Origin of the sequence: Aestuariivirga litoralis, from assembly GCF_015714715.1 — a bacterium.
GTDB classification, from domain to species: domain Bacteria; phylum Pseudomonadota; class Alphaproteobacteria; order Rhizobiales; family Aestuariivirgaceae; genus Aestuariivirga; species Aestuariivirga litoralis_A.
Genome location: NZ_WAHS01000001.1, coordinates 623,176 through 636,435, shown reverse-complemented (window position 1 = coordinate 636,435; position 13,260 = coordinate 623,176). Strand labels below are relative to the sequence as shown.

At 60.5% G+C, this 13,260-nt stretch carries 12 protein-coding genes; 8 read left to right on the top strand and 4 right to left on the bottom strand.

Features of this window, described 5'->3' with window-relative positions; translation table 11 throughout:
- Positions 1-6: 6 nt before the first annotated feature.
- Together cobN and cobO are read left to right on the top strand one after the other, a co-directional pair.
- Complete coding sequence (cobN, locus tag F8B91_RS03320; protein WP_196502290.1) at positions 7-3,651, top strand: cobaltochelatase subunit CobN; 3,645 nt, start codon at positions 7-9, stop codon at positions 3,649-3,651.
- A complete protein-coding gene (gene cobO / locus F8B91_RS03315; protein ID WP_196502289.1) occupies positions 3,648-4,274 on the top strand; it encodes a cob(I)yrinic acid a,c-diamide adenosyltransferase in 627 nt (208 codons plus the stop codon). Before cobN ends, cobO begins: the two co-directional genes overlap by 4 nt.
- Positions 4,275-4,286: 12 nt before the next feature.
- Here cobO and F8B91_RS03310 read toward each other — a convergent pair whose 3' ends face one another.
- From F8B91_RS03310 to F8B91_RS03300, 3 genes are all read right to left on the bottom strand, one after another.
- Entirely contained in the window at positions 4,287-4,868 is a 582-nt protein-coding gene (locus F8B91_RS03310; RefSeq protein WP_196502288.1) for a hypothetical protein, read from the bottom strand.
- Between the two features lie 311 nt (positions 4,869-5,179).
- The gene (locus tag F8B91_RS03305; RefSeq protein WP_196502287.1) at positions 5,180-5,662 is read right to left on the bottom strand and encodes a hypothetical protein; all 483 of its coding nucleotides are present in this window, start codon (positions 5,660-5,662) and stop codon (positions 5,180-5,182) included.
- A gap of 14 nt (positions 5,663-5,676) precedes the next feature.
- Positions 5,677-6,171, bottom strand: a complete 495-nt coding sequence (locus F8B91_RS03300; RefSeq protein ID WP_196502286.1) for a hypothetical protein — start codon at positions 6,169-6,171, stop codon at positions 5,677-5,679.
- Between the two features lie 207 nt (positions 6,172-6,378).
- Here F8B91_RS03300 and F8B91_RS03295 point away from each other — a divergent pair, with 207 nt between their 5' ends.
- Genes F8B91_RS03295 through cobM form a run of 6 tightly spaced genes read left to right on the top strand, consistent with a single transcriptional unit; the run spans position 6,379 to position 12,406 of the window.
- The gene (locus tag F8B91_RS03295) at positions 6,379-7,410 is read left to right on the top strand and encodes a sirohydrochlorin chelatase (protein ID WP_196502285.1); all 1,032 of its coding nucleotides are present in this window, start codon (positions 6,379-6,381) and stop codon (positions 7,408-7,410) included.
- A complete protein-coding gene (locus tag F8B91_RS03290; RefSeq protein WP_196502284.1) occupies positions 7,407-8,033 on the top strand; it encodes a precorrin-8X methylmutase in 627 nt (208 codons plus the stop codon). The genes F8B91_RS03295 and F8B91_RS03290 overlap by 4 nt, the downstream gene beginning before the upstream one ends.
- Positions 8,030-9,235, top strand: a complete 1,206-nt coding sequence (gene cbiE / locus F8B91_RS03285) for a precorrin-6y C5,15-methyltransferase (decarboxylating) subunit CbiE (RefSeq protein WP_196502283.1) — start codon at positions 8,030-8,032, stop codon at positions 9,233-9,235. The genes F8B91_RS03290 and cbiE overlap by 4 nt, the downstream gene beginning before the upstream one ends.
- Positions 9,232-9,921 carry a precorrin-2 C(20)-methyltransferase gene (cobI, locus tag F8B91_RS03280; RefSeq protein WP_196502282.1) on the top strand — a complete coding sequence of 230 codons (690 nt, stop codon included), beginning with the start codon at positions 9,232-9,234 and terminating at the stop codon, positions 9,919-9,921. The genes cbiE and cobI overlap by 4 nt, the downstream gene beginning before the upstream one ends.
- Positions 9,918-11,615: a precorrin-3B C(17)-methyltransferase gene (gene cobJ, locus F8B91_RS03275; RefSeq protein WP_196502281.1), complete on the top strand. Its 1,698-nt coding sequence runs from the start codon at positions 9,918-9,920 to the stop codon at positions 11,613-11,615. The genes cobI and cobJ overlap by 4 nt, the downstream gene beginning before the upstream one ends.
- Positions 11,612-12,406, top strand: coding sequence for a precorrin-4 C(11)-methyltransferase (gene cobM, locus F8B91_RS03270; protein WP_196502280.1), 795 nt, complete (start codon positions 11,612-11,614; stop codon positions 12,404-12,406). The genes cobJ and cobM overlap by 4 nt, the downstream gene beginning before the upstream one ends.
- On the opposite strand, the gene F8B91_RS03265 is transcribed toward cobM, so the two are convergent.
- Positions 12,366-13,256, bottom strand: a complete 891-nt coding sequence (locus tag F8B91_RS03265; RefSeq protein WP_196502279.1) for a DMT family transporter — start codon at positions 13,254-13,256, stop codon at positions 12,366-12,368. The genes cobM and F8B91_RS03265 overlap by 41 nt on opposite strands.
- Positions 13,257-13,260: the final 4 nt, after the last annotated feature.

The window sequence follows — 13,260 nt, the reverse complement described above, 5'->3', positions numbered from 1 at the left end:
TCAGGCATGCACCTCCTAGCCACCACATCCGGCGTGATCGACGGCGCAGCCGAGGCGGTGGACCTGCGGCAAACGCCCGGCGATGTGGTGGTGCTATCCGCCGCTGACTCAGAACTCGCCTGCCTCGCCGCCGCGCATGATCAACTGGGCGATGCCGCCCCTACCCTGCGCCTCGCCAATCTGCTGCAGCTACAGCACAATTTCTCTGTCGATCTTTACGCCGGGAACACGCTGGCCAAGGCCCGCCTGATCATCATCCGCCTGTTGGGCGGCAAGAGCTACTGGCCGTACGGCGTGGACGTGATCGAAGCCCTGGCGCGGGAGAACAACATCAAACTGGCGCTAATCCCCGGCGGGCAGGAAGCAGACGCTGAACTTTCCGCCCGCTCCACTTTGGGCGCCGCCGATGTGGAACGCCTGCGCCAGTATTTCGCTTATGGCGGCCAGCAGAACGCCAAGGCTCTTTTGCAATTCTGCGGGCGGCTGTTAGGGCGTGATCTTGATCCGCCTGCCCCCGAAGCTTTGCCCAAAGCCAGATTTCACCAGCAGGTAGAAAGCGCAAAGGCCGCCATCATCTTTTACCGCTCCGTCATCGAAGGCGGCCAGACCCAGCCCATCGACGCACTTGCGACCGCCCTCACTGCGCGCGGCCTGCCTACTTGCGCCATCTACGTCTCCAGCCTGAAGGATGAAGCCAGCGCCGCCTTCCTCGACCAGCATTTCAAGGCCCATCCCCCCAGTGTGATCCTCAACGCCACTGGCTTTGCCGTGGGCGACGAAGCGCGCGATCCCTTGGCGAGACCCGGCTGCGTGGTGCTGCAAGTGGCCTTGGCCGGAAGCGCCGAGGAAGAATGGCAGGCTTCCGCGCAAGGCCTGCGCGCCACTGACCTGGCGATGAATGTAGTGCTGCCGGAACTCGATGGCCGCGTCTTCACCCGCGCCATTTCCTTCAAAGCCGACCAGCAATTGCACGCCGCCACCCAGTGCCGCATCGTCACCTACAAGCCAGTCGAAGACCGCATCACCTATGTGGCGGAGCTGGCCACCAATTGGGCCAGCTTGCGCACCACACCCAACCCGCAAAAGCGCGCCGCCATCATCCTCGCAAATTATCCGGACAAGGATGGCCGCGTGGCCAATGGCGTGGGCTATGACACGCCCGCCAGCACGATTGAAATTCTGAAAGCTTTCGCTGCGGACGGCTACGAGACAGGTGACATTCCTACGGGTGGCAATGACCTCATTCAGCTTCTGCTGGCATCACGGCAAAGCGGCATCCACCTCAGCCTTGCCGATTATCAACGCCATTTTTCCGCCCTCCCAGAAATCATCCGTATACAGATGATTGAGCGATGGGGACGACCCGACACCGATCCACATTTCAAGAATGGCGCATTCAATCTCGCTGTCATTACTTGTGGCCATATCGCCCTCGCCATCCAACCGGCGCGCGGCTACGGCATTGATCCCAAAGCCACTTATCACGACCCGGCATTGGTGCCGCCACATTTCTATCTCGCCACTTACTTCTGGCTGCGCCACCATTTCGGCACGCAAGCCATCATCCACAATGGCAAGCACGGCAATCTGGAATGGCTGCCCGGCAAGGCCGTGGGCCTGTCCGCCACTTGCTGGCCCGAAGTGGCGCTGGGGCCGCTGCCACAGCTTTATCCCTTCATCGTCAATGACCCCGGCGAAGGCACGCAAGCCAAGCGCCGCACATCGGCTGTCATCATCGACCATTTGACTCCGCCGCTCACGCGGGCGGAAAGCTATGGCCCGCTGAAGGACCTCGAAGCGCTGGTGGATGAATATTACCTCGCCTCCGGCCTCGACAAGCGCCGTCTGGCTGATCTGCGCAAGCGCATCTTCGATCTCACATCTTCTTCGAAGCTCGATCAGGATGCTGGGCTTGAAGGCCAGGGCGACGATGATCTGCAAAAGCTCGACGCTTTTCTCTGTGACCTCAAGGAAGCCCAGATCAGGGACGGCTTGCATATTCTGGGGCAATCGCCCACGGGGCAGCAGGAAACCGATTTGCTCGCCGCCCTCACCCGCGTGCCGCGCGGCCTAGGCGAAAGTGGCGATGCCTCATTGATCCGTACACTGAGCAATGCTTTCAGCTTTGAAGGTTTCGACCCGCTGTCATGCCAGATGGCAGAAGCCTGGACGCAAGAAAAACCAACCGAACTTCAAGCACTGACCAACGATCCCTGGCGCACCAATGGTGACACGGTGGAGAGGTTAGAATTGTTTGCCTCGTCCCTTCTCCGGGATGAAGGCGCACTGGACGATCGCGGACATGATCAACTGGCGGCAGTGCTGGACAAAATCAAGTCCACCATCCGCCCGGCTCTGACCTCCTGCGGCCCTGCCGAAATGGCTGCCCTGTTGCGCGGCCTGAATGGCAAATCCGTCCGCCCGGGGCCCTCGGGCGCGCCCACACGCGGCCGCCTCGACGTGCTGCCGACTGGCAAAAACTTCTTCTCCCTGGATAACCGCGCGCTGCCCACGCCCACCGCCTGGACACTGGGTGAGAAATCCGCAAGCGAACTCCTTAAGCGGCACTTTCAGGATACCGGGCAACATCTTAAAGTAATTGGTCTTTCCGCTTGGGGCACGGCCAATATGCGAACCGGTGGTGATGACATTGCCCAGGCCCTCGCGCTGCTCGGCGTCAAACCTCTGTGGGATTCCACCAGCTGGCGCGTGACCGGCTTTGAAGTGCAGCCCCTCGCCAAAGTGGGCCGCCCCCGCGTCGATGTGACTTTGCGGATCTCCGGCTTTTTCCGCGACGCCTTCCCCGCCCAGATCGAGCTGCTGGACAAGGCCATCCGCGCCGTGGCCGCCCTCGATGAGCCGGAAGCCGACAACCCCCTCGCCGCCCGCACACGTGCGGAAACAGCCACACTCTCCGCATCAGGCCTTGCGCCCGACGAAGCCGCCCGCCTGGCAGGCGCGCGCATCTTCGGCGCCAAACCCGGCGCTTATGGCGCAGGCCTGCAGGCGCTGGTCGACGAGCGCATCTGGGACACCAAGGCCGACCTCGCCGCCGCCTATGTGACCTGGGGCGCCTATGCCTACGGCGCGCGCGAGAAGGGCGAGAACAACGAATCAATCTTCAAGCAGCGCCTCGCCCGCATCGAGGCTGTGTTGCACAACCAGGACAACCGCGAGCATGATTTGCTCGACAGCGATGATTACTACCAGTTCGAAGGCGGCATGACGGCGGCGGCGGAAACCCAATCCGGCACAAAGCCGCGCGTCTATCACAATGATCATTCACGTCCGGAGCGCCCGGTGATCCGCACGCTGGAAGAAGAAATCTCGCGCGTCATGCGCAGCCGCGTGGTCAATCCAAAATGGATCAATGGTGTGAAACGCCACGGCTACAAGGGCGCTTTCGAAATCGCGGCTACGGTGGATTATATGTTCGCCTTCGCCGCCACCACCGGTGCGGTGAAATCGCACCATTTCGACCTGGCACATGAAGCCTACATTCTCGATGCCGAAACCCGCCACTTCATCGCCGACAACAATCCCGATGCGCTGAAGGAAATCGCCGCACGCTTCGAGGAAGCCATCGCGCGCGGCCTGTGGCAGCCGAAACTGAATTCAACCTACGACCATCTCAAGGAGCTGCAATCATGAGCGAAGACACGCCGAACGAAATGGAACACGACAGCGCGCGCCATAATGAAAAAATGGCCAAGAAGAAAGCCGCACGCGACAAGATCATGGCCACCAAGACGCAAGAACGCGGCCTGCTGATCGTCCACACCGGCAAGGGCAAGGGCAAATCCACTGCCGCCTTCGGCATGATTTTCCGCCATGTGGGCCACGGCATGAAATCCGGCGTGATCCAGTTCGTCAAAGGCGCCTGGGGCACCGGCGAGCGCACCGTGCTGGAGAAATTCCCCGAGCTCGTCACCATCAAGGCGGTGGGCGAAGGCTTCACCTGGGAAACCCAAAACCGCGACCGTGACGTGGCCCACGCGAGAGCCGGCTGGGAGGAAGCCAAGCTTCTGATCGCCGACCCGACGATCCGCTGCGTGCTGCTGGATGAGCTCAACATCGTACTGCGCTACGATTATCTGCCACTGGACGAAGTGCTGGACTTTCTGGCCAAGCGCCCGCTCGACAAGCACATCATCATCACCGGCCGCAACGCCAATGAGCGGCTGATCGAAATGGCCGACCTGGCCACCGAGATGGAACAGCTGAAACATCCGTTCCGATCCGGTGTGAAAGCACAGGCCGGCGTCGAGTTCTGACCCGCTGACACCTCACTGATGCGTTTCGCCGGTCTGCAAGATCATCAAGCGCCGGCCAACATCCATCATCGAGGCCGCGAGATTTTCCATGTCGCTGCGGCGCGTGTCATCCAGCTCGGCGCGCCACTGCGCAATGCGCTGTTCCAGTGTGGCAAGCGAATGCGTGCGTTCTTTATCCCAGCGCTCCTCATTCTGTTCAACAACGCGAACGAATGTGCCGGAAAGTTCCAGCATCTCGCTGCGCAAATCGATTTCCGTGCCCTGCATGCGCTTGTTCAGGCTTTCGCGGATCTCGTCGATGCTTTTGCCGAAATCATCGCGCAGCTCCTGAACAAGTTGTCTTTGCTCGTCGCGCAATGTTTGCATCTGGCCGTCGAATTTCTGTTTGAGAAAGGATAGCTCCTCGTCCTGCCCTTCGAGGACGCTGGTAATGCGTGTGACATGCTGGGTGGAATCGGCCAGATGTTGCTCCACAAAATCAAGGCGGCGCTCGTTGCCCAGTTTCTGCTCTTCAAGAATATCGAGCATCTCTTCAAACCTGGCTTCGTTGAGGCGCACTTGCGGGCCCAGAATGATATCCCGTAACTGCCCCATCAGGCTCTCGTTGGGCACAGTTTCTTTCAAAGCTTCGCGCAGGCGCTTGTTCTGCGGTACTGACAGCGTTGTGGTATAGTCAGAATGAGAAGCTCCCGCTAATGCGACATCCCTGCCTGCATTCCCGGATAGAAAAGACATAACTTTCGACATGGCCATGATGGTTCCCTCATATGGCCGTCCCAGAACTGATCAGGATTCCTATTGCCCGGAACCCCCGCCGTCGTGGTTACAAGGTAACGTAAACCGGCGGAGGCCAAACAAATTCCTTAACACAAGGTTAACGCCGCCTCACCGCAGACGAGAACATTCTAATCGCAGCTACCCGTGCCCGCCTTCAGCGAGGCGTTCAGCGATTTGATCGTGGCGTCGTATTTCGCATTCTCAACCGCTGGATATTCCAGGCGGTAACCTGCCCGCGCCTTGCCTTTGCAACTGGCGATCATGCGCTGATAGAAAATGCGGTCACCCTTCTTGCCGGACCAACTGGCGGCGGCTGTGCCCACCTTGCTCTCATAAGCCAGCGTCCAGCCGTCCTGCGTGTCGTAACCTTTGGATTCGGAAACATCGGCGGCAAAATTGTCGCCCATGATCCAGCCGCCTGAGGCCGTGAGGTCAGCCGATTTGTCCGCCGTGTGGAAAGCGCGGCCATCGCCGTTTTCCGGCTCGGGATCGGCAATCGAAAACTGCGCGGGAACATCGACAAAAAAACCAAACCGCGCATTGCCATAGATCTTGGCGGATGCCGGCATCGCGGAGGCCAGCAGCAAAACAGCAACCAGAGCGAATTTCATCTCGCGCTTTCCTCTCAATCCAGCTTGCAGGAGCCGGGCACGGATTTCAGCGAAGCATCAAGCTCCTTCACCGCGCCCTCAAACTCGGCCTTGCGTGCCACCGGGAATTCCAGCCGGTAATGCACCGCCGCCGCACCATCGCAGGACGGTATCATACGTTCATAATAAATTTGCTCGGCCATGGTGCCGTAGAAGGCAGAATACGTGTCCTGGTTGTCGATGATCTTCACATCCCAGCCATCGACATGCTCGCCATCTTGCGCCGCCTTCACTTCTTCCACGAAGCTGGGCTGGATGAGCTTGCCGCCCCACACCGCCAGCAGCGCCTTGCCATCCTTCGACATCGATGTGACAGCCTCGCCGGTTTCGGCCACATGCTTGCCGGTGCTCACTTCCAGCGGAATACTGACCTCGTAAGCAAACCGCGCATTCGCATAGCTGATGCCTTCAGCCAAAGCGGGCGTTGCAGCAATCATGGCCACGAAAGCAAAGGCAAAAACCTGTTTCATTCACGTCTCCGGGGAGTTTTCAGAACCCTATACGCCGCATTTGGCCTTGTCGATGCAGTGACGGAAGTTTAATCAGGGCCCTGCAGTGCCTTCCTTCAAAAGAGGCTGAAAGTCATTCCGGTGCGGCTGACCCTGAGTGGAGCCAAGACGGACCTGCCTTCCAACCGGTAACCCACCGGGCCTGCGAACATGTGGAAGGCGTTTGCGATGCAAGAAAAACTCGGTGTGATGCTCTGCGGCCATGGCAGCCGCGATGAAGCGGCGGTGAAGGAATTTGCTGTTCTGTCGCAGCATCTGAAAACCCGCCTGCCGCAATATCCGGTAGAGTTTGGTTATCTGGAATTTGCCACCCCGATCATCCGCACCGGCCTCGACAGTTTGAAGGCGCAAGGGGTGACGCGGGTGCTCGCCGTGCCTGGAATGCTGTTCGCCGCAGGCCATGCCAAGAATGATATCCCCTCGGTGCTGAACACCTACGCCGCCGCCAACGGCCTGCCGATCACTTACGGCAAGGAACTGGGCATCGATCCCAAAATGCTGCGCGCGGCGGGTGACAGGGTGCAGGAAGCGCTCGACAAGGCCGGTCCCGGCGTATCGAAGCATGAGACATTGCTGGTGGTCGTGGGGCGCGGCGCTTCTGATCCTGACGCCAATTCAAACGTTTCCAAAATCACCCGCATGCTGTGGGAAGGCTTCGGCTTCGGCTGGGCCGAAACGGCCTATTCCGGCGTGACCTTTCCGCTGGTGGAGCCAGCGCTGGAGCATGCCACGCGGCTGGGCTTCAAGCGCATCATCGTGTTCCCCTATTTCCTGTTCACCGGAATTCTGGTCGACCGGATTTATCAGTCCACGGATGAAGTGGCGGCCCGCCATCCCGAGATTGAATTCATCAAGGCGCCCTATCTCAACGATCACCCTTCAGTCATCGATACCTTCATTGAACGCGTCGAACAGATCCTCACTGGCGAAGTGGCGATGAATTGCCAGATGTGCAAATTCCGCACCCAGGTATTGGGCTTCGAGGCCGATGTGGGCGCGGTGCAGGAAAGCCACCATCACCATGTTGAGGGCTTGAGTTCCAAGCAGGATGGCCCGTTCAAGCTGGAAAGCAAACCACACAGCCACGACCACCATCATGATCACGGCCATAGTCACGATCATGACCACGGCCATGATCACACCCACGCCCCCTACCCTCATGCCGACCATCCTCTGGGCCCGGTAACGCTGAAGAAATGAACGACTATCTGCGCGATCCGTCTGCCATTTATGCCCGGTCCTTCGCGATCATCCGGGCCGAGGCGGACCTGCGCGCGATCCCCGCATCGGCGCATCAGATTGCCATCCGTGTAATCCATTCCTGCGGCATGGTCGAAGTGGCAAACGATCTTGTCATCACCGAAGACTTTGCCGCCGCAGCGCAGGCCGCGCTCGACAACGGCAAGCCGATCCTTGTGGACGCAGAAATGGTCCGCCATGGCATCATCGCGCGCCAGCTTCCACCTGGTGTCGAAATCATCTGCACGTTGAATGATCCGCGTGCCAAGGAACTGGGCATCGCCACCTCTACCACCCGCACCGCTGCCGCCGTCGAACTGTGGCAGGAGAAGCTCGCAGGCGCCATCGTGGTGATCGGCAATGCGCCCACCGCCTTGTTCCGCCTGCTGGAACTCGTCGACGCAGGCGCGCCCAAACCCGCCTGCATCGTGGGCATGCCCGTGGGCTTTGTCGGCGCGGCCGAAAGCAAGGACGCATTGATCGCCAATCCGCGCGGGATTCCTTACGCCACCATCAAGGGCCGCAAGGGAGGTTCTGCCATGGCCTCCTCGGTGATCAACGCACTGACGAGCGACCAACCATGACCCAGTGGCTCTCGATCATCGGCATGGGCGAGGATGGCTATGAGGCACTCTCCGCCGCCGCGCAATCTTCGCTGCAAAAGGCTGAGATCATCATAGCATCCGAGCGCATGTTCGAAATGCTGCCTGCGCTGAAGGCTGAACGCCATCTCTGGCCGCAACCTTTCTCCGCCGTCTATGAGCAGGTGAAGGCGTTCGCTGGCCGCCGTACCGTGTTGCTGGCCACGGGTGATCCGATGAATTTCGGCGTGGCCCGCAAGATTTTTGAAATCGCCCCGCGTGACGATATCGCGGTGATACCGCATCTTTCGGCCTTCTCGCTGGCTGCCGCCCGTATGGGCTGGAGCATCCCCGATTGCGACTGCTTCACCATACATGGCCGCCCCGCTGCCAATCTCGAAACCTTCATCCAGCCCGACGCACGGCTGTTGGTGCTGACGCAAGATGAAACCTCGGTGGCCGAAGCCTGCCGCCGCCTGATCGCGCGCGGATTTGAAGCGTCCCGCATCGCGGTTCTTGAAAACATGGGCGGCCCGCAGGAACGTGTCACCCATTTCACTGCCGCACAGAACCCGGCGCTGGATTGGTCACCGCTGAACACTCTGGCCATCCATTGCATCGCCTCGCCAAATGCAAAAATCTGGAGCCGCGTGGCAGGCTTGCCCGATGAGGCCTTTGTGCATGACGGGCAATTGACCAAGCGCGAGGTGCGCGCGGCAACGCTTTCAGCATTGGCCCCCGCACCCGATCAAATGCTGTGGGATGTGGGTGCCGGTTGCGGTTCCATTGCCATTGAATGGATGCGCTCGACGCGCGGTTGCGAAGCTATCGCCATCGAGCATGACGAAGCACGTTGCGCCATGATCGCCCAGAACATCGATCAGTTCGGCACGCCGCGCCTCAAGCTGGTGGAGGGCGAAGCGCCCGCTGCATTGGCTGGCCTCGCGCGGCCGCATGCCGTGTTCATCGGCGGCGGCATCGGCGTGCCCGGCGTATTCGAAGCCGCCTGGGACGCATTGCTGCCCGGCGGGCGCATGGTCGCCAATGTGGTGACCATCGAAGGCGAAATGCATCTCTATGACCTGCAGGGAAAACACGGTGGCGAATTGACCCGTATCGAAGTTTCACGGCTGGAGCCGGTCGGAAAATTCCGCGCCCTCAAACCGAAAATGGCCGTCACCCAATGGCGGACGGTAAAACCATGACAGCAACTCTTTACGGCGTGGGCGTGGGCCCCGGTGATCCTGAATTGATGACGGTGAAGGCCTGGCGGCTGGTCTCCATGGCCACTTGCATCGCCTATCTCTGCGCCAATGGAAAAGACTCGGCCGCACTCGAAATCGCGCGCCCTTTTTTGCCTGACGCTTACGAGCCCATCGCCATCGACATGCCGATGCGCGTCGAGCGCGAGCCGGCCCAGGCCGCCTATGATGAAGGCTGCAAGCGCATCGCCGCCCAGCTTACTGAAGGCCATGACGTGGTGTTTCTGTGTGAAGGCGATCCCTTCTTCTATGGCAGCTTCATGTATGTGTTCGAGCGCTTGGCTAATCAGCACAATGTCGTCGTCGTTCCCGGCGTCACCTCTGTCACTGCCGCCGCCGCTGAAATGGCCCAGCCGCTGGTTGAGCGCGATGAAGTGCTGAAAGTCCTGCCCGCCACATTGGACGAAGCAGCTTTGCACCGCGAGCTCTCCACCGCCAGCGCTGCCGCTTTGATCAAGGTGGGCCGGCATTTCGGCAAGGTGAAAGCCGTGCTCTCGGATCTCAACTTGCTTGAAAGCGCGACCGCTATCGAACATGCCACCCGCGCCAACCAGATCATCCGACCTCTGACGAAAATCGAAGGTGACATCCTGCCCTATTTCACCACCATCATCGTGAGGCGCAAATGACGCCAGCGATTGTCATCCTCGACGAGGCGGCACTGCCGCTGGCCAGGCAGATCGCCACCTTTGTGCAAGGCAAAGTCTGCGGCCCCGAAGAAGTGACGGGCTGCGACCGGCACTATGAAGATGTGAAGGAAGAACTGGCCGACTGGTTCAATTACGGCGCACCCGTCATCGGCATCATGGCCGCAGGGATCATGATCCGCGTTCTGGGCCCGCAATTGCACGACAAGCGCCGCGAGCCCCCGGTCATCGCCGTCAGCCACGATGGCAAGAGCGTTGTGCCTTTGCTCGGCGGCCATCACGGCGCCAATGACATGGCCCGCCAGATCGCGGCCCTCACCCAAGGCCATGCAGCACTCACCACTGCCAGCGATGTGCTGCTCAGCGGCTCCTTCGATGCGCCCGGCCCCGGCCTCGTGCTTTCAAATCTGTCTGACATGAAGGCCGCAACGCAAGCGCGCCTGCGCGGTGAAGACGTGACCACCGAAGTGACGCTCGCTCACATTCCCGGCAATCCGCATCATGTGGTCTATCACCCTACCAATGTCGCCGTGGGCCTCGGCTGCGAACGCGGCTGTGATCCGGCCGAGTTGAAACAACTGCTCGACGACACATTGCGCCAGCACGACATCGCGTCGCAAAGCGTGAGCGTTTACGCCACTATCGACCTCAAGGAAGATGAAGCGGCGATGGCGCAGTTTGAAAACCTGCGCCTGTTCACGCCTGGAGAATTGGCCGCCTATGACGGCAAGGTGCCGAACCCCTCCGCCACCGTGAAGGCGGAGACGGGCACCGCCAGCGTATCGGAAGCGGCGGCGCTCGCCGTCTTCGGCGGCAAGGCAAAATTGCTGGTGCCGAAAACCAAATCAGCGCGTGCCACAGTCGCCATCGCACAAGGCGATAGCGCAACCTTCACCGCACAAGGCCGCAAGCCCGGCACAGTGAAACTGGTCGGCATTGGCCCCGGTTCGCGCGGCATGATGAGCGGCGATGTGATCTCCGTGTTGCAAACCACCACCGACTGGGTGGGCTATTCGCTTTATCTCGATCTGGCCGAAAGCCTGCGCCGCGGCCAGACCCGGCATGACTTCCCGCTTGGTGATGAAGAGGCCCGCTGCCGCGCCGCCATCGAACTTGCCAAGCAAGGCAAGTCCGTCGCCCTCGTCTGCTCCGGCGATGCCGGTATCTACGCGATGGCCGCGCTGGTTTACGAATTGATCGACCGCGAGCCGGCCCGTGTGGCGGTGGAAGTCCATCCCGGCATCTCGGCCTTCCAGGCCGCATCCGCCCGCGCGGGCGCGATGATCGGGCATGATTTCTGCTGCATTTCGCTGTCCGATTTGCTCACCCCTTGGGAAGTGATCGAGAAACGCTTGAAGGCTGCGGCAGAAGGCGATTTCGTCATCTCCTTCTATAATCCGCGCTCACTCAAGCGCCGTGACCAGTTGCAGCGCGCCTTTGAAATTTTGAAGCCGCATCGCAATCCCGATACACCTGTCGTCATCGCCTCCAATCTGGGGCGGCCGGAAGAAAACATCCGTATACGGAAGTTCTGGGAATTTAACCCGGAAGAAGTCGACATGCTCACGCTGGTGATGGTCGGCTCTTCGCAATCAAAGGCCTTCCAGCGCGGCGATGGCAGAACCTATGCCTATACCCCGCGCGGCTATGCCAAGAAAATGGATCAACCGAAATGACCGTCCACTTCATCGGCGCAGGTCCCGGCGCGCCTGATTTGATCACCCTGCGCGGCTTGAAACTCATCCAGTCCTGCCCCGTCTGCCTTTATGCTGGTTCGTTGGTGCCGGAGGAAATCGTGAAAGCTGCACCGGAAGGTGCGCGCGTCATTGACACGGCCCCGCTGCATCTCGAGCAGATCATCGACGAGATCAAGGCCGCGCATGCACAAGGCCAGGACGTGGCGCGCGTGCATTCCGGCGATCCATCGATCTATGGCGCCATCGCCGAGCAGATGCGCAAGCTCGATGCGCTGGGCATTGATTACGATGTCTGCCCCGGCGTGCCCGCCTTTGCTGCCGCTGCTGCCGCGCTGAAAACCGAATTTACCCTTCCGGAAATCGCCCAGACCGTCATCATCACCCGCACCACGATGAAGGCATCCGCCATGCCGCCGAACGAGGAGCTGGAAAAGCTAGGCGCGTCACAAGCCACGCTGGCCATTCATCTGTCGATCCGCAATCTGGGCCATGTGGAACGCGCGCTCACCCCGCATTACGGGCCCGACTGCCCCGTCATTGTGGGTTACCGCGTGAGCTGGCCGGATGAGCAATTCATCCATGGCACGCTGTCCACCATCGCCAAGAAGGTCCGTGCCGCGAAGCTCACGCGCACGGCGCTCGTGTTGGTGGGCCATGTCTTCGGCCACACCACGTTCAAAGATTCAGCGCTCTATGATGCGGCGCATGAGCATGTGCTGCGCGTGAAGCCTAAAGTGAAGAAGCCACGCCCCGCCGCCCCAGCGGTATGAGGCCCAGCACCAGCGTGCAGCCGAAAATCACCGTGGCCGCGCCAATCCACTGAATGGCGGAAAGCCGTTCGCCCAGAAACACGCCGCCCACGATCACCGCAATCACCGTCACGGCGAATTCCACGCTCACGGCGCGCGTTGGGCCGATGGATGACACCAGCCCAAAATACAGCACATAGCCCGCACCGCTGATCAGCACGCCCAGCAGCACCAGCCACAGATAATCCATCGGCACGGGCACCTGCGTCATCGGCGCGACCCACAGGAATGGCAGCACCATCAGCCCGCCGAGAAAGAAGGCGCCGGAGGTGACGGCCCACGGGTCGCTGCGCGTCAAATGATGGCTGGCATAAACGCTTCCCACCGCGGCCGACACGCAGCTCGCAAGGCACATCGCCACGCCGAGCAGAAAATCCGGCGTGATGGCGAAAGTGGGAAACCCGACCAGCAACGCAATCCCGAAAATGCCCAGCAGCAGCCCGGCGATCCGCGCGGGTGCAAGATGTTCCATCCCCGCCAGGCGGCTGATCACCATCGCAAACAGCGGTACTGTGGAAATGAAAATGGCAGACATGGCCGTGCCGATCTTCGGCGCAGCCAGTGCAATGCCGACATACTGGCCGGCCACCGTGGTAGCCGCCACGATCAGCAGCGGCTTCCACTGCCCGCCGAAATTGAGCTTGCGCCGCTGCAAAATGGCAAACGCCGCAACCGTCACGCCCGCGATGATCGAGCGAAATGCCGATGTGCCCGCCCAGCCGAAAACGGCCACGCTCTTGACCAGAAACAGAAAGGAGAAGCCCCAGATCAGGGCCAATAGGCAATAAAGGGCAAGGTCGCGCGGTTTCATGTTT